General features: G+C 42.5%; 15 protein-coding genes. 11 read left to right on the forward strand and 4 right to left on the reverse strand.

Translation table 11 applies throughout. From position 1 onward, the window contains the following. Window positions 1–30 precede the first annotated feature (30 nt). The 4 genes from MHI27_RS01600 to MHI27_RS01615 all read left to right on the forward strand — a co-directional run bounded on the left by MHI27_RS01600 (window position 31) and on the right by MHI27_RS01615 (window position 1,735). Window positions 31–348: a hypothetical protein gene (locus tag MHI27_RS01600; RefSeq protein WP_060623858.1), complete on the forward strand. Its 318-nt coding sequence runs from the start codon at window positions 31–33 to the stop codon at window positions 346–348. A gap of 109 nt (window positions 349–457) precedes the next feature. Then, complete coding sequence (locus MHI27_RS01605) at window positions 458–694, forward strand: DUF6953 family protein (protein ID WP_042123499.1); 237 nt, start codon at window positions 458–460, stop codon at window positions 692–694. Between the two features lie 15 nt (window positions 695–709). Next, complete coding sequence (locus tag MHI27_RS01610) at window positions 710–982, forward strand: helix-turn-helix transcriptional regulator (protein WP_076285106.1); 273 nt, start codon at window positions 710–712, stop codon at window positions 980–982. Between the two features lie 171 nt (window positions 983–1,153). Further along, a complete protein-coding gene (locus tag MHI27_RS01615) occupies window positions 1,154–1,735 on the forward strand; it encodes a 50S ribosomal protein L25 (RefSeq protein ID WP_076285107.1) in 582 nt (193 codons plus the stop codon). Between the two features lie 66 nt (window positions 1,736–1,801). On the opposite strand, the gene MHI27_RS01620 is transcribed toward MHI27_RS01615, so the two are convergent. Then, window positions 1,802–4,105, reverse strand: coding sequence for a UvrD-helicase domain-containing protein (locus tag MHI27_RS01620; RefSeq protein ID WP_405175434.1), 2,304 nt, complete (start codon window positions 4,103–4,105; stop codon window positions 1,802–1,804). A gap of 215 nt (window positions 4,106–4,320) precedes the next feature. On the opposite strand from MHI27_RS01620, the gene MHI27_RS01625 reads away from it, so the two are divergent. The 3 genes from MHI27_RS01625 (at window position 4,321) to MHI27_RS01635 (ending at window position 6,894) form a co-directional block, all read left to right on the forward strand. Then, entirely contained in the window at window positions 4,321–4,620 is a 300-nt protein-coding gene (locus MHI27_RS01625; protein WP_405175435.1) for a hypothetical protein, read from the forward strand. A gap of 64 nt (window positions 4,621–4,684) precedes the next feature. After that, entirely contained in the window at window positions 4,685–5,521 is an 837-nt protein-coding gene (locus MHI27_RS01630) for a DUF6492 family protein (RefSeq protein WP_042184227.1), read from the forward strand. 11 nt (window positions 5,522–5,532) lie between these two features. Further along, window positions 5,533–6,894, forward strand: a complete 1,362-nt coding sequence (locus tag MHI27_RS01635) for a sugar phosphate nucleotidyltransferase (RefSeq protein ID WP_405176683.1) — start codon at window positions 5,533–5,535, stop codon at window positions 6,892–6,894. Window positions 6,895–6,997: 103 nt separating this feature from the next. On the opposite strand, the gene MHI27_RS01640 is transcribed toward MHI27_RS01635, so the two are convergent. Both MHI27_RS01640 and MHI27_RS01645 read right to left on the reverse strand, forming a co-directional pair. Further along, entirely contained in the window at window positions 6,998–8,719 is a 1,722-nt protein-coding gene (locus MHI27_RS01640; protein WP_405175436.1) for a sensor histidine kinase, read from the reverse strand. Further along, window positions 8,697–10,265 carry a response regulator gene (locus MHI27_RS01645; RefSeq protein ID WP_405175437.1) on the reverse strand — a complete coding sequence of 523 codons (1,569 nt, stop codon included), beginning with the start codon at window positions 10,263–10,265 and terminating at the stop codon, window positions 8,697–8,699. The genes MHI27_RS01640 and MHI27_RS01645 overlap by 23 nt, the downstream gene beginning before the upstream one ends. A gap of 252 nt (window positions 10,266–10,517) precedes the next feature. On the opposite strand from MHI27_RS01645, the gene MHI27_RS01650 reads away from it, so the two are divergent. From MHI27_RS01650 to MHI27_RS01665, 4 genes are all read left to right on the forward strand, one after another. After that, window positions 10,518–12,230, forward strand: a complete 1,713-nt coding sequence (locus tag MHI27_RS01650) for an ABC transporter substrate-binding protein (protein ID WP_405175438.1) — start codon at window positions 10,518–10,520, stop codon at window positions 12,228–12,230. Window positions 12,231–12,252: 22 nt separating this feature from the next. Beyond that, complete coding sequence (locus tag MHI27_RS01655; protein WP_042184236.1) at window positions 12,253–13,143, forward strand: sugar ABC transporter permease; 891 nt, start codon at window positions 12,253–12,255, stop codon at window positions 13,141–13,143. 18 nt (window positions 13,144–13,161) lie between these two features. After that, window positions 13,162–14,040 carry a carbohydrate ABC transporter permease gene (locus MHI27_RS01660; RefSeq protein WP_283912014.1) on the forward strand — a complete coding sequence of 293 codons (879 nt, stop codon included), beginning with the start codon at window positions 13,162–13,164 and terminating at the stop codon, window positions 14,038–14,040. Between the two features lie 64 nt (window positions 14,041–14,104). Next, on the forward strand, window positions 14,105–16,333 hold the full coding sequence (locus MHI27_RS01665) for an amylo-alpha-1,6-glucosidase (protein WP_405175439.1): 2,229 nt from the start codon (window positions 14,105–14,107) through the stop codon (window positions 16,331–16,333). A 101-nt stretch (window positions 16,334–16,434) separates the two neighbouring features. Here the strand turns inward: MHI27_RS01665 and MHI27_RS01670 are convergent, their stop codons facing one another. Further along, window positions 16,435–17,298 (reverse strand): Cof-type HAD-IIB family hydrolase, encoded by an 864-nt coding sequence (locus MHI27_RS01670; RefSeq protein ID WP_405175440.1) that lies wholly within the window; start codon window positions 17,296–17,298, stop codon window positions 16,435–16,437. Window positions 17,299–17,495: the final 197 nt, after the last annotated feature.

Genomic DNA, 17,495 nt, shown 5'->3' on the forward strand with positions numbered 1-17,495 from the left:
AGTATATTTTACCTATTATGAGGTTGTCTTTTGAGCGCTTCTAAAGCTATGAAATGGATTACAGGCTCGTTTGAAATTATTTTGGCAATTCCATTTCTGGGTGCTACTATTGTAGTGTTCAGTGGGTACTCTGTACTGGGATTTATGTTTATTCTTCATCTAATCACTTTGATTTTATCTTTAAAGAACAATGAATCTATCTATGGTTCAGTGCTCGGAATTGTAACTTCTTTATTGGCTTGGATTCCAATAGTGGGATGGGTATTACACTTGATTACAGGGATTCTGTTGATGGTAAGCGGTGGACAGAAGACTCGTTATCCTTCGAATCATACCTATCCACAATAATTAAGACATCCTAATACAGCCCGATTCGGACGTTTGTCCGGTCGGGCTGTATTCATGTTATAATGAGGGCACATTTTAGCATGAAGTACATGAAAGGAGGCACATCCATATGGAAGTAACAGCACAAGATGTAGCGGAATGGATGGTTAAGGAAATTCGGTTTACGGGTACCTTGTATCAGACCGCGGCGATTGAATATGTGAAAGAGAACTTTGGGGAACAATTTGTATTTGTGAATGAGAATGGCAATGCCTCGCTGTCCAAGGAAGTAAAGAAAGCTTTCCGGAAGCTGCACGGCGGCAAAATCGCGTGGGATCGCGATGGATTTTTGTGGGCGTGGACTTAAGCTGGGGGTGAATGTATGCCGGTTATCCGAAGTAAATTAAGTGTGGTCATGGAGAATCATGATCCCAAACTCTCTATACGAAAGCTTGCTAAGGATATTAATTATCACTTTGATTCGGTTCGCCGTATGTATAAGGATGAGATGGTACAGTATCCCAGAGACTTGCTTTTAAAGCTTTGTTTATATTTTAATGTACAGCCTGGGGAACTCATCGGAATCGAAGAGTTGAATGAAAGTGATTGTACAATAGAAGAAGTGATAGGTGAAGATGAATTAAGTAAGAGTTAAATAAATTGAGGAAGTGCAGTTGGGAAGAGTTGAGGAATGGGAAGTTGAATTCACTCAAGTCTTCTTTTTTGTGTGGAAAAGGGAGATTTCCGCTAAATTTGACTAGATTATATGGTCATGTTATACTTAGGATGACAAGAATTTATGGTCAAAGAGAGCAGGAAATAAAAAATGAGTAAATTTATTCAATTAAACAAGCGTACTGGCGAAACAAAGTCCCAAAAGAAATTAGCGAGAAAACAGGGACGTATCCCGGCTGTATTGTATGGAGTGGGTAAAGATACTCTGAACGTAGAAGTGGATGAAAAAGAGCTGTTGGGTACTTTGAGAAAAAATCCACGGGCTATTCTGCAAGCAAAAACAACGGACGATGAAGCAATGCCGATCATTGTTCAGCATATTCAAAAGGATTCTCTGTCAGGTAAGATCTTGCATATTGATTTCCAGCATGTGAACATGTCTGTAAATATGGATAGTAAAGTTACGATTCATTTTGCAGGGGAAGCAATCGGCGTGAAAGCCGGTGGCGTATTGCAAGTGGAATTGTATGAAGTAGAAGTTCGTTGTATGCCGGGCGTTTTGCCTACTTCTATGGAAGTAGATATTAGTAAACTTGATATTGGCGATCAGCTGCTAGTTTCTGACCTGATTTTCCAAGATGGAATCGAAGTGCTGACCGATCCGAATGCAGTAATGATTCAGATTAAGACTGTACATGAAGAAGTTGAAGAAGCAGTAGTAACTACAGCTTAAATATATATTTATATTAAAAAAAGCAAGTTTCCAGGGAAGAGGAAACTTGCTTTTTTTGCGTGTAAATCATACGGGAACTTCTCGCTGATCCTTTGCCATAGGTGAGCTACATAAGGGACAGGGCTTTGAGGTTAGATGATCCTCTGCTCCGCCAGCTTTCATGCGTGTCCAACCAGGACAACTGTTGCCCGTGCAGTTCCATACCGGAACGACATGGGTTTTTGTTTTTGTCGTGGTCGCTCGGCTGGTCGGCAAGGATCTTGTTGTCACGGTTCTACTCACCGTAGTTGCTGCTGTGGAAGAAACCGCTGAACGGAAGGCGGATAACATGAAGCGGGAGACCTCCGCTTTTTTACCCCGATGCTGTGCAGGTGAGCTGATGAATAGCTCCTCTCGGGCTCTCGTAACGGCTACATACGCCAGTCTCCGTTCCTCCTCCAGTGCTGCTAAGCTTGAGGCTCCGCTGCTTCCGGCCGCAAGCTTGCGGTCTTTTAGCCGATCACCCTCCAGTGCAGAGCTATGCGGAAGAATTCCCTCAGACGCTCCAATTAAAAAGACTACAGGGAACTCTAGCCCCTTTGATTTATGAATGGTCATTAATGCAATCCGATTGCCTTGCTCTTTAGTACCTGGTTGGCGATTATGCTCGTTACGCTCCGTGACATTATCTATGAAATCAAGAAAGGCAGGGATGCTGTCGAAACGCGCCGCGGAGGATTCTAGCTCATCTAGCATTTCTTTTAACGTCTCTCGATGCAGCGTCGCTTGATGCCGTTCATTCGCTTCGATGAAATAATCGTAGAATTGGGTACGAATCTGCCGGATTGCTTGTATTGGGGTCAGCTCGCGTATATTTCGGATTAGATCGAGCCGATCTCTTAGCTTGGTTCCTTTGAAATCCTCCATGCCGGGCATGGACAACAGGTGGATTAACGGTCCTTGCTTGGGCTGTCTAGCTTCCATCTGGCGGATGTGATTCATGCCTTTTTCACGGTTCATATATAGCGTCGGCAGGATATTCTCCATCGCTGCAAAATTTCGCCGATTCACGGAGAGTCGCAAATGATCCACTACCGGAGAGATCAGCCAGTGCTCGTACAATAATTGCCCTTCTCCGTAATCAATATAGGGAATATCGCGTAAAAGGAGCAGTTCGAGAACGGCCCGATTACTGCTCGACGCCCGGTACAACATGGCGAAGTCGCTATATTCTCTTTTGCCGCTAGAGACCTCGTTTAAAATATGCTCGATCATCTGCTCGGCTTCTTCATCTGCAGTTTGCGGACGCATATATCGTGGCTGACTTCCACTACCTTTTGCGGCTTGCAGGGTTTTGGAACGCCGACGTGTATTGTGCTTGATAATGCCGTTGCCAAGTCCAACGATAGCTGGGCCTGAGCGGTAATTAATATCGAGCGTAATAACCCTTGCTCCCGGATAGAGCTTCTCGAACTCTAGAATGAACTCACTGCGCGCTCCATTGAAGGAATAAATCGTTTGGTCATCATCACCAACCACCATTAGATTATGCTGTGGGTGAGCGACCATTTTGACAAGTTCATACTGCAAGGCGTTTGTATCCTGGAACTCATCCACCATCACGTACAGATATCTCATCTGCAACTCTTGCAAAAGCTCCGGACGCTCCTTCAGCATCCGATAAGCAATTAAGAGGACATCATCGAAATCGATTTTGAAATTGTCTAGTTTCCATTGTTCGTATATTTCCAGAACGGACTTCATTTCTTTTTCGGCGGTGGTGCCTTCTGGTAGATCTTCCACGGTGCCCATGTTCATTTTGCAGGAAGAGAGCAGAGAGAGTACGGTTTCCGGTGGATAAGCATCCTTCGGCAGTCCGAGCTCACGCATGATCTGCTTCAATAGGATGTGCTGGCGCCGTGTCTCACTGAAAATTTCCTGTTGCAATCCTTGTCTGCGCAAGAAAAATAAGAAAAAAGAATGGAACGTACGGGCCTGAAGTCTTGCAACGTCCGCTGTGCTAACTCCCGGGAGCAGGGCGATTCGTTCGCGCATTTCTGCCGCGGCTTTACTCGAAAAAGTCAGCAATAGCAGCTGACTCGGCGAGACGCCGCGCACCGACAACAAATAACCGGTTCTGCAGATCAGAACCGAGGTTTTGCCGGAGCCTGCACCGGCCAGTGTCAGTAGCGGCCCTTTATGATGGCGCACCGCAGCAATCTGCGGGCGGTTGAGCAGGATGCCGCCTTCCTCCAGCCTCCGGAAATAAGCGGAGTCCCCCTCCTCCCGCTTCACTAGCTCCTTGCTGGTCTGTGCTGAAGCTACAGCCGCTTGCGGGATGCGTTCGCCGGTTGCTCCCAGCGGAATATTATGAAATAAGAGCTTATTCAATAGATTCACCTTCATATATTTCTGTATAGAGTGAGCTCAACAAAACTAGTTGGAGAATGGTTGAGCTCATCTTAAAATGTGCCGATTAAAATACGCCGGAAATTTAGCCAATCTACAATATACCATCCCAGCCTTTTTGCTGCACAGAAAAAAATGCTGGATATAGTATGGGGGTGTGTGGAGCTTGGTTGTGTGAATGGGGATTGGTGGGCAAGATGTACGGTATAAATCCCGTAGAAAAGCGGGAATCGGGCTCGAGTGGCGGGATGTACGGTATAAATCCCGTAGAAAAGCTAGAATTGGGCTCGAGTGGCGGGATGTACGGTATAAATCCCGTAGAAAGGCTGGAATCGGTCTCCGCAGGCGAAAAGAACGGTATAAATCCCGTAGAAAAGTTGGAATTGGGCTCTGCGGGCGAAAAGAAGGGTATAAATCCCCCAGAAGTGAGCGGATTTGGCCTTATGGGCGAAAAGAAGGATATAAATCCCCCTTGTCCTCTCTTAAGTTTACAGTAAAGCCCATTCCCTTTCCTTATTATCCTCATATCCTAAAGCAAAATCATGATATGGAGATGACCGTATGCCCTCGCCTAAAAAGGTCCGCATAAGACATGCCGTTACCATAGATGTACTGATTCCGGCTATCGAGAAAGATTTGGCTACACTCCCCTATGTTATTGACGCTGTCCGAACACATGTTAAGCATCCGATAGGTCGTATATTGATTGTTGCTCCAAAAAAGACACGTATACTGGATTTCTGCCGAAAAAAGGGCTGTACCTTTGTCGATGAGAATACAGTCCTCCCGATTACAAAAAAAGATATCCATTACCGTTCACGGAAATGGGAAAGATCCGGTTGGTTGTTCCAGCAATTGTTGAAACTGAATGGTGACAAGCTGTGTACGGCTGACTATTTTTTAGTCATCGATGCAGATACGGTCTTAATCGCTCCTCATCGATTCCGTGAGAAGGGAAAGACGATTTTTTACAGCCGCAATTGGAGTCAGCCTCAGTACTTTACAACCTATAGGAAGCTAATGGGTAAGAAGGCGGCATCTGCTTCTTCTTTTGTGACGCATTATATGCTGTTTGAACGCAGCCAATTGACTCAGATGAAAAGAGAGATTGAAGCAAAGCATCAGAAGCCTTGGTATTCGGCGATTATACACAGTATGAACCGCACTAAGCAATTTGCTTTTTCTGAATTCGAAACTTATGGGAATTACCTGTATTCGAAGGATCGTGGGGGCATGAAGATCCAAAAAGCGCGTAATAAAGGCCTCCATATGAACGCAGGTCAGCTGTCCAAGCAGAAGCTGAATGAGCTGGCCGAAAAGTATAGATCATTGTCTTTTCATAAACGGAAGGGGTATGTGAGAACACCGAGTAGTAAGTCCAGCGCAGGGGGGCGATAGCGTTGCAGATCGTGCTCCTTTCAGGGGGATCGGGGAAGAGGCTGTGGCCGCTGTCGAATGAGATCAGGTCAAAGGCATTTTTAAGACTTCTCCCAACAGAAAATGGCGGCATGGAGTCGATGATCGAGCGAGTATGTAGAGGGCTGGATGAGGCAGGATTGTTAGATTCAAGCTGCATTGTAACCCATCGCAGTCAGGTGGAAATTACCCGAAAATCTGTTGGTAATCAGGTTGCTTTACTGGCGGAGCCACAGAAGCGGGGAACTTTTACTGCAGTTGCATTGGCGGCGAGCTATTTGCATTCCGTGAAGAAAATAGACTTAGAAGAGATCGTTGTGGTCATTCCGGTGGATTCTTATGTGGAGGCTTCTTTTTTCAGTCAGCTTCGGCAGTTTCCCAGCGTGCTGTCCGAATCACAAGCGGATATTGCCCTGATCGGTGTTACGCCTGAATTCCCATCCACACAGTTCGGATATATATTGCCGAGTGAAGGTTCAGAGGGGACGTCTTTTCTAAATGTGAAGCAATTTGCAGAGAAACCAGACGAAATGGCGGCAGCCGAGTTCATCTCCTGTGGAGGACTATGGAACTGTGGGGTGTTTTCCTGCACATTAGGATACTTGCTCTCAACTATGGTGGAACGGAATCTTTCAGCAGATTACATGGAGCTAGTGGAGCGTTATGACGAATTGCCAGAACGAAGTTTTGACTATGAAGTGCTTGAGCATACGCAGCGAGCGGTAGTTATTCCTTACACCGGAGTTTGGGCGGATATTGGTAGTTGGGATGCGCTTACCCCTCATTTGCAGGAAAAGGTAATTGGCAGGGGGAGCATTTCTGAGGATTCAAAAGGAACCTATTTAGTGAACGAACTCTCTTGTCCCGTACATGTCATCGGTGCCCCAGGCTTGATTGTGGCGGCGGGTGCGGATGGTATTTTAGTTGCTGGGATCGAGCAGGCGAAACGGATTAAGCAGAAGCTGGAGGGTCATGCCGCGAAGCCGATGATTGAAGAAAAGCGGTGGGGGAGCTCACGCATTCTGGATTTCTCACGAACAGCAGCAGGAGTTGAGGTTACGACTTCCAAAATCACGATGTTGGCAGGGAAGCACACCAGCTATCATTTTCACAGGCATACCAAAGAAATATGGTCTTTTCTTTCGGGCAATGGAGAGTACCGTATGAACGGCGTTCTTCATGCAGTTGCAGCCGGAGACACAGTTATAGTACCTGCCGGTGCGAGACATGGTTTGCGGGCGATTACGCCACTCGAATTGATCATTATTGAACTGGTGACATCTTCTGATGTGGGGGATTATGTACGTGTTTCTGCTGAATGGGTGGGGGAGGAAAGCGCTCCTGATCATTTGTAATTCAATAGATTGAAAAAAATCAACCGGGTTTAATCCAGCGTACATGTCCCGGTTGAATTTAATTTTAGAGTGTAACTAGTTAACATCACTGCATTTAAAAGAGTTATAGATCTGAGCCACCTTCGTATCTTTTGGATGGAAATCGAAATGTGACCTCCGTTCCCAGTCCTAGAATACTGGTAATGGACAAGCCGTACTCTGGTCCGTACATTAGCATAGCCCGGTCATTTACATTTTTGAGCCCATAGCCTATAGACTGGGATTTAAGCAGAAGATTGAGTCGTTCTTGTGGGATGCCAACGCCATTATCCTTTACTTTGAAGATGATACACTCCTCCACCATTTCTCCGGATAGAATAATTTTGCTTCCTTCTTCTTCTCTATTCTCAATACCATGAATAATAGCATTCTCAATTAGAGGCTGAAGCATCAGGTTAGGCATGTAATAAGAGAGAATAGCCTCGTCGATCTGATATTCTATCTCAAAGCTATTGCTATGCATGTTAAGCTGAATCTGTATATAAGATTGTACATTCAATAGTTCATCTGAAACCGAAATAATATTATTCCCTTTATTCAGCGTAGTCCGATAGAACGTGGATAGAAGCTGCGCCATTTCACTTATATCTGTTGCATGGATTCGGATGGCTCTCCAATTGATGAGCGAAAGAGCATTATATAGAAAATGAGGATTAATCTGAGCCTGTAGGGCTTTCATTTCATATTCTTTTCGTGAAATTTCCTCAATGTAGACTTTATCGATTAACACTTTTGTTTTGTCAACCATATTGCCAAAGCCTCTAATTAGATCCCCAATTTCATCTTTGGATGTGCTGGTGACGGTGACTTCCAGGGATCCCTCTTCTACGGTGCGCATATTATTGCGCAGACGCTTAATTTGTGAATTGAACTTTCGAGAAAATAGATTGGCGGTTATAGCAACGGCAGCAATACAGGCAACAATAACAAGCCCAACTGTCGAAAGGATTTTCCAAGCAGAATTCGTAATCATCTTCGTAGGTTTGCATAACATCACTGTCCATCCTGATATAGGAACTTCAGATTGCAATACAGTGTACTTTGTATTTTTCCATTGCAGCGTATCTAAGTTGTTTGTGCTATTGGAAGGAATATATCCTTCTATACCAGGCGAGGCATAGATCGACTTTCCATAAGCATCTTTGACGAGAATCTCTGAACCTTGAGAGAGTAGGGAGTCAAAAGGTGTGAATAACGAATCGTAATTCACACGTGCATACAGCACATTTTCTTTTGGATCTTTCTGTTTCGTATTAATAATGCGTCGAACAGCAAAAATCTCCTTATTATCCGTAAACCACAGGACATCGACTGACTTCATCAACGTCGGGTACCAATGTTTCTGTTTAATATCATTTAGGGCTCGGACAGTATTGCCATGTGCCAAAAGATTGGTTCCTGTATACAGAGTGATTTGTTCTACACCTGTATTTAGATACCGTGCCGTATTGAAATTTTGGTCAATCACATGGGTTAACTGATCATACATTTCATACATACTTGTATAGGTATGATTAGCTGAATTAATAATTTCCTGATTAAAACTCAAGAAATTCATGAGTTTATTGTAGACATCCAGATGACTATTTAAAGCTAAAGCCCCTTGATTTAAGGCTGCTTTCAAATCAGATTTGGATTGCTTAATGAGGGATGATTTGGCTTCTTGATAGCAGAAGCTGCCCAATACAATCACAGGAATCATACTGATTAACATAAATGAAAGCATGATCTTGGTTTGAAACTTCAAGTCGCGAATATTTTGCTTAAGTGTCCGCCAAAGTTGCATGATGCTCCTCCCGATATACAGAGGACTTCTGATTATACTGTCTGTATTTTTCTGGTGTGTACCCATAGAAATCCCTGAAATTTTGGCAGAAGTATGAAATATTGCGATAGCCCACTGCGGTGCAAATATTTGATATTTTTTGATGCGTATTTGTTAACAACTCTTTTGCGTTTTGCATGCGGACATTCTTAATATATTTATTAAGCCCACAGCCTGTCTGCTTCTTGAATATGGAGCTAAGATAATGTGGAGACAAATACACTTTAGCAGCAAGCATTTCCAGACTGAGATCATCTGCATAATATTGTTCAATATATTGTTTGACGGCATCGACATCACGGTTCTGAGTAGGCTCATGGTTAGTAGAGTTCTGATCAATCCGAGCGATACCTTCAAATATGATATCTTTGATATCCCGCAAATCTTCAGATCCATATATGATCTCGACGGCAGTCTGCAGCTCCATTTCTGATATAGGTGCAGCTTGTGTCATGATCTCTTGATAGATTGTGGAGAACATATACTTTACATATAAATGTGAATACTGTACTTGATGTACGTATTTTTGATATAAAATCTCAGTATTTGCTCGTAAGCTAAAAATATCTTGATCCTTCAGATTATTTCGAATCTGATCTAGTAGATGGCTATCTGTAAGGTCTGGATACAAGGCCTCAGAGAAATGTAAGTCATTTTGTGTATTAAACACAAAGGTATCTGGGAGAAAAAAACGATATTCCATCAATTCTTCTAATGAAGTCAAAAGTGAACCTAAATCTAGTATTGAGGTTAGTTCCTCTTTCATAGCGAGATAACAATTCACTTTATATTTATCAAGGATACAATGATGCAGGTGCATCGCTGAATTATTATCAAACCGGGAAGAAGGGGACTCTTGCTCGGGAAACAGTAGTAGACTCTGACATCCGTTTAGATTTAAGTAATCAGCAGATGTGTCTACTAAACCAAGAACAAACTCTTCGAACTCCGAATCCACAGATTCAAAAAATGGCTTATCGAATTCTAACAAAAGCATTTTATTGTAATGGCTGGGTAATTCAATAGACAGCTCTTGAAGAGGAGGCGGGCTTCCGATGCCATTGACTAGAGAGAAGAGTAGATGTTTTCTCACATAGCTTAGCTTTCTTTGTGACGCTTCTTCTTTTTGTTGCTGGCTCTTTAATTCCTGAATAACTTTTTCTAAAGTAGTTTGGAATGCTTCAATGTTAACCGGTTTCAAAAGATACTCGGATACGCCCAGGGAGAGGGCTGTTTTGGCATACTCAAATTCAGCGAATCCACTGAATAAAATCACCTTTAATTTGGGGTGCAACTTTAATGCTTCCTTTGTTAGCTGTAATCCATCCATTATAGGCATCCGCACATCGGTAAATAGAATATCGACAGAGTGTGCGCTTACATATTCAAGTGCTTTACGACCGTTTTCTGCAACATGCAATTGGAGGGGGAAGCCAAGCTCCTTAATGAGGAAAGCAATCCCCTCTCGCTCCTCCTTATGATCATCTACCACCAATATGGATAACATTATTTACCACCTTTCGACATGTAGTGACATTGATATTGTAGTATAACATCTTCGACCGTAGCAATTATTCCTCGATATTATCGTTAATGATGAGTATTTATTTGTGTAAAACATAATTTTTTTGCGTTTACGATGGATAGCAATAATCTATAAACTTAAGGAAGTAACAATAAAAATTTTTTTGAAGCTGGCCGGCGCTTTGAAATCGTTTTCTAATACGAGTTTTTTTATAGAAAAAGGGAGGCTCTTATAATGAAACATAAATTGAGAAAATCAAGCTCCATAGTATTAGCATCACTATTAGCTGTTGCTATGGTAGGTTGTTCAAGTTCTAATAATTCTTCAGCATCTACCCCAAAGACAGATGCGAGTGATCCTGCATGGAAAGAAGCACAGACGACTCCATTTGGCGCCTATCCTGAAACAGTTACTTATTCTGTTGGACAAGTGGCAACGAGCTATTCAGCACTTGCAGGAACGCCTTATGAGAAAGATAATGCCACAAACAATGTGTGGACAAGATATTTCAAGGATAAGCTGAACATTCAAAATACGACCTCGTTTGAGTCCAATGATGGTACAGACTATAGTCAGAAAGTTTCGATGGCGATTGTAAGCGGTGAAATCCCTGATCTAATGGTGGTTCCTGACTACGCGACATTGCAACAGCTTTATGAGAACGATCTGATTGCAGATTTGACAGAGGTTTATGAAAATACTGCCAGCGATCGAATTAAGGAAATTTATGATTCCTACGGTGGTCGTGTTCTGGATAGCGCAAAGTTCGATGGCAAGCTGATGGCCATACCAACTACTGAAATCTCACATGGTCCTGGTATCCTCTGGCTTCGCAAAGACTGGATGGACAAATTGGGACTTGCTGAGCCGAAATCAATGGCTGATGTCGAGAACATTATTAAGCAATTTGTAGAAAAAGATCCAGGTGGTAACGGAGCGGGTAAGACGCTAGGTCTTGTTGTCGATAATGAAAACGTTGCCGGTGTCTCTGGTGGACAATTCTCATTTAATAATATCTTTTCACTATATGGTGCGTATCCAAAACAGTGGATTGATGATGGAAGTGGAAAGGCTGTATACGGATCTGTTCAACCAGAGATGAAGCCAGCACTGACCAAGTTGTCTGAAATGTACAAGAATAACTTGATTGATCGTCAGTTTGCAGTACGTACTGGTGATGACCGCAAGGCGCTACTTACAAGCGGAAAAAGTGGGTCATTCATGGATAACTGGTGGGGAAGCTGGACTGTGGCTGACACACTTAAGCTGAATCCAGAAGCGGAATGGGTATCTTATGTTGCCCCACAATCAGAGGATGGCTCGCTTACAATGTTCACTGGAAATCCTTCCAGCAGTTATTTGGTTGTTCGCAAAGGCTTTGAACATCCTGAACTTGCAGCCAAGCTTGTGAGTGCTCAATATGACTATCAGCGTTACCAAGAAAAAGATGAAAAAGCTTTGAAAGAATTTGAAGATTATAAGAGCATGAATGTTGGCGGATCTCCGCTCGCCATTAATATCGATTATTATGACGCTTTCTATCGTAACGTTGACATCATGAAAGAAGCATTAGAAACAGGCGATACAAGTAAATTAACTAGCAATGAGGATTTAACGGCTTATAACTCCTATAAGAAATTTCTTGATAGTAAGAAGAATGGAGAAACACCAGACTCCAATGCATGGGCTGGATATACTTCCAGTATTACGACAGCTAGTTTGGTGAAAGCCTCTAATATTAAAGAAGTGAATCCATTATTCTTTGGAAGTACATCATCCATGACGTTGAAATGGCCGACACTTACTAAAATGGAACTTGAAATGTACTTGAAGATCATTACAGGTGAGCAAACACCTGACGCGTTTGATAAGTTTGTAGATAGCTGGAATAAAACTGGCGGCGAAGTAATTACTAAGGAAGTTAACGAAGCGATAGCAACCAAATGATGTTGAAAGAGATGATCCGTAAATGAAAAATAAAAAAGATCAGACAGCATTCCATCTCATGATGGCGCCAGGCATGATTTTCCTAATTATCTTTTCGTTTATTCCAATGTTCGGTATTATAATGGCTTTTCAAAATTATGTTCCGGCTAAGGGAATGAGTGGTTCATCCTGGGTAGGTCTTGATAATTTCAAATTTATGCTCCAAATTCCTGACAGCAAACAGATTTTCAGTAATACGATCGTTATCGCGTTATGGAAAATTATCGTTGGTACTTTTACATCCATCGTGTTTGCCCTGTTATTAAATGAAATTCGGGTAAAGTTTGCTAAGCGATTCATACAGACGGTCGTTTATCTACCGAACTTCTTGTCATGGGCGATCTTAGCTACTGTAGTCATGAATATCTTCTCTTATGAAGGTCCTGTTAATGCTATGTTAAGTTGGTTTGGGATTGACCCGGTCTTGTTTATGGCCAGCAATACCTGGTTTAGACCGATGCTAGTATTAACAGATGTCTGGAAGGGTTTTGGGTACGGTTCAATCATCTACCTAGCTTCCCTTACATCCATTGATCCCGGACTTTATGAGGCGGGCTCCATTGATGGAGCCAACCGGTTTAAGAAACTGTGGCACATCACGTTGCCAGGCTTAATGCCAACTATTTTGCTGGTTACAACCTTGAACTTGCCGAATGTATTGAATGCTGGTTTTGATCAGATCTTCAATCTGTATAATCCTTTGGTGTATGAATCTTCGGATATTATTGATACCTACGTTTATCGGGTGGGTCTGGTAGAAAGACAATACAGCTTAGGTACAGCAGTTGGCCTATTACGGTCGGTCGTTGGTATCGTACTGATTCTTTCTGCGAATAAATTGGCCCAAAAACTTACGGATTATCGTATTTTCTAAAGAAAGGGGGGTTCTCCCATTTACGCATCTAACATCAAGGGTCGTATTGCAGATGTTATTATCTGGGTATTTGTTCTAGCGTTCGCCTTGTCCTGTCTCATACCGTTAGTCAATTTAGTAGCCATCTCTTTCAGTGATAATGCGGCGGCTTCCGCAAATCTAGTAAGTATATTCCCGGTTAATCCGACGTTTAGCTCCTATGAAAAGTTATTGTCTGACAGCCAGTTTTGGCGTTCATTCATGATCTCTGTAGAACGGGTAGTGTTAGGTCTGCTTGTGAATATGGTACTGATGATTCTTACAGCCTATCCATTGTCTAAAAGTTCGCGAGTATTCACGGGTCAGAAGATTTATATGAATCTCGTTATCTTTGCAATGTTATTCTCAGGTGGATTGATTCCCACCTTTATGGTAGTCAAAGAGCTTAATCTTTTAGACTCCATCTGGTCATTGATCTTGCCGGGTGCAGTACCGATAGGGAATGTTATCTTGCTGATGAATGCATTCCGGGCTGTACCGAAATCTCTAGAGGAAGCTGCAAATATAGATGGAGCTTCACAGTGGAGAATATTAGGAACAATCTATCTTCCGATAGTATTGCCTACACTTGCCACCGTTACGCTCTTTACTATTGTGGGCCATTGGAATGATTACTTTGGTGCCCTGGTATATATTAATAAAACGGCGAATTATCCATTGCAAACCTATATCCAACAGCTTAGCGTTGAGGTTCAGAACATTACAGATCCTGAAAAATTATTGGAATTAGCAAAAGTTTCGAATAAGACTTTGAACGCTGCTAAAATCGTAGTTTCTACGCTACCATTGTTGTTGATTTATCCGTTTATGCAAAAGTATTTCGTATCAGGGATTGTCGTTGGTTCGGTTAAAGAATAAATATTAGTAGACAGCCGCTATGAAGCTTCATAGCGGCCTACTATTTTCAAGTAGGAGGCTTACAATGAATAGTAATCAAGTTCATACATCAATTCTGGATGACATGAAGACATTTGTCTCTCAAGATGCCAATCGGAGTATTTCATTTACGAATAAAGAGGCAGCATTTTATTTTACGCAATCCCATCATACGGATCATGTGGAACATGCATTTTTTGAGGGACTTAATATTGCTAAGAATAGAATTTTCGGTGGATACACCTTATTCGTAGGTGAACAGAAGCTAGACAATCGACAATCTGAAGTTTGGGCCTATCCTTATAAAATGGTGCGTAAGCACGCCGATCTTACAGAAGAGCTGTGGTTGTTGGATTATCATAATCTATTAGAAATTAGTCTCGCTAATGCTAAGGAAGACATAGGCATCGTTTTAAGGGGAGAGAATGTTAGCTATATAAACCAACAGGATCATCTCGCGTTCTTTAGCGCTATCGAGGGAGATTGGGTGATTGCAGTTAGTGCTATCAACCTTTCACCTTTGCATATGGATAATGAAGTTCTAATTGCCGATGCAAACGCTGGGGGTTATTATATCGCTGCAGGTAAGACATCCGAAGAAGCAGCAAGCTTAGTCCTTAAAGCTAGACAAGATATTAGTACTTTGAAAGATGAACGTGTTAAGCGGATGGAAGATTTCTTACACCATAATGCCCATTTAACCAGCAGTGATGATACATTTACTTTAGCCATGAATTGGTTGAACATCACAATGGATCAGTTGGTTACAAGACAGCAGGGTGATGGTATCTATGCAGGGCTGCCATGGTTTAACGAATATTGGGGACGGGATCAATTCATAGCTCTTCCAGGTGCCGTGCTCGTTACAGGGCAATTCGAAACGGCTAGAAATATCTTGCTATCATTCGCAGAGTTTCAGAATACGGACGAAGATTCTAAATACTTTGGTAGAATTCCAAATATCTTGTCTCCTGGAAAAGTGGATTACCATACAACGGATGGTACGCCGCGATTCATTATCCAGTTGCAGGATTACGTTAAGTATTCAGGAGATACAGCGATCATTAAAGAGCTTTATCAAAATGTACAATATAGTATTGAAGGTTCCATAAAATATTGGGTAGATGATAAAGGGTACTTAAAGCACGCAGATAATGAAACTTGGATGGATGCCCGGGATGGCAATTTGGAGTCATATTCTCCTCGGGATACCCGTGCCAATGATATTCAAGCACTCTGGTATAACCAATTGCTTGCTGGTGTTTACTTTGCTGAATATATGAATGACAAGGTGAATGCTGATAAATGGAAGGGCATTGCTGAAACCTTGAAGCGCCATTTTGAGGTTGATTTCATTGATCAAGCGCATCCTTATTTAGCAGACAGACTGGATGCAGAAGACAAGCCCGAATTCTCCCTGCGCCCAAACCAGTTATTTGCTTTTGAAATGTTTGATGAAAACGATTTTAAGGCTAGAGCGATTCGTACCGCGTGGGAAGAGTTGGTCTATCCATGGGGTGTTGCTTCGCTAGATAGACATCATCCATTGTTTCGTCCGTTTCATTTAACATCTCATTATCCGAAAGACGAGGCTTACCATAACGGTGCGGTTTGGATTTGGCTTAATGGTATTGCGATGCAGCGTATGATTGAAGCAGGGCAGGAAGAAACGGCCTATCAGCTATTCAAGAATATGAACTGGCAGGCCTTGAATTTAGGTGTTGTTGGTGGACTTTGTGAGAATATGGATGCTTATCCTGAGGAAGATGAGAAATGGGCGAAGTTGACGGGTGCATACCTGCAAGCTTGGTCCAATGCTGAGCACCTGCGTGTGTGGTACCAATATTTCTTAGGTATCCGTCCAGACCTGATTAACAATATACTGACAATTGCTCCAAGAATTCCGCAAGAGCTTGAATCCTTGGCTTATGATGTGAATATAGGAAATGGAAGGATCGAAGCCACGTATAACCGTGGACTTGAAATCACTTACGCCTATACATTCAAGAATGTGGGACTGGAAGTTATCATCGATATGTCTCCTTTTGAAACGGTATCGCTTGAAGTTAAGCCCAATATGGAGCTGGTTGTAAGACAAAATGATCATACACTGGCAGTTACCTTATATGATGAGAATCGTCAAATGCTCAAGGAGATTCAGTCAGAGCTATCCGAATCACGTGTTATGCACAATAAGCGGAATAACGAGTTATTAAAAGACGTTGAGTTTGCCAAGCCATTGAGCTTGGACAATCATCCTTGTATAAAGCTGTAGCTATAATTAGTTAAGACAATCTTAAAAAAACCTCTAACCCATCCTCAGGTTGATGTTAGAGGTTATTTTGGCTGTTTATGATTTAAGCCAGGCATGTTGGCTCAGAATTTAGAAATAAGATGCTCAAGTCCTGCTGCCACTCCATCTTCCCCATTACTGACGGTAACAAATTCAGCCATTTCCTTCAGAATCGGTGCTGCGTTAGCCATGGCAATCCGGTAGCCTGCCACCTCGAACATGGGTTGATCATTATAGCTGTCACCCATTACGGCTACATCTGTTAGCGGGATGCCATAGTGGGCGGCGAGCATAGCTACACCGGAGCCTTTGTTGGCGTCCTCATGGTTAATTTCGATATTATTGACATGGGAGGCTGTAATAATAAGGCCAGGGATCGCGGCGAAGCGGGTGGAGGCTTCTTTGAGCAGTTCCCGGTCTAGAGAAAAGGCTAATGTTTTATAAATGACGTTTTCTTCTTTACTCCAGATCTCTTCCATACTTTCGACGTAAGTTACAGCCGCTTGTTGAAACTGCTGATCGATCATTGCTTTTAGCAGCCAGCTGACTTCCTCAGGTACTTCTTCTTCACTTAGTGCAGATAGTTTCTCTAATCGTACCCGTTTATTGAGCTCCACATATACGTTGTCCTCTGTGTATACCTCGTAATACAAATCCGGAATTTCGTTCATCCAGCGTAATGCAGGAATGATGTCTTCCTTCTTCAGCGGTTTACTTGCTGCCAGCGTGTGGTCAGACAATGTAACCACTGCGCCATTCAGACTAACTACAGGGCATTCCAGATCTGCCAGCCGCAGTTGTCGTTCCGCATCCATAAAAGAGCGTCCCGTAGCAATAATTACGATATGACCTAAATTTTGAGCCTTTATAATCGCCTCGCGGTTCTTTGGGCTAATTTGTCCTTCTTCGTTCAGCAATGTTCCATCCATATCTAAAGCAATCAGCATATTGTAAGATCTCCTTATCCAGTCATAGTTGTCCCCTTCGCGGGCTAGTGAGAACGTTAATTGTATCTTATCATTAATATTCTGAAAACCAAAAACACCTTTTCATTCCTAGTCTAATCGTATATTTTTAGAATATAGTTCAGTCGTGGTACAATAGTTGTTAAACTAATCGACTAGCCGAGTCTATCGTCAGTTCA

Origin of the sequence: Paenibacillus sp. FSL H8-0261 (assembly GCF_045040645.1) — a bacterium.
In the GTDB taxonomy this organism is placed as follows: domain Bacteria; phylum Bacillota; class Bacilli; order Paenibacillales; family Paenibacillaceae; genus Paenibacillus_AQ.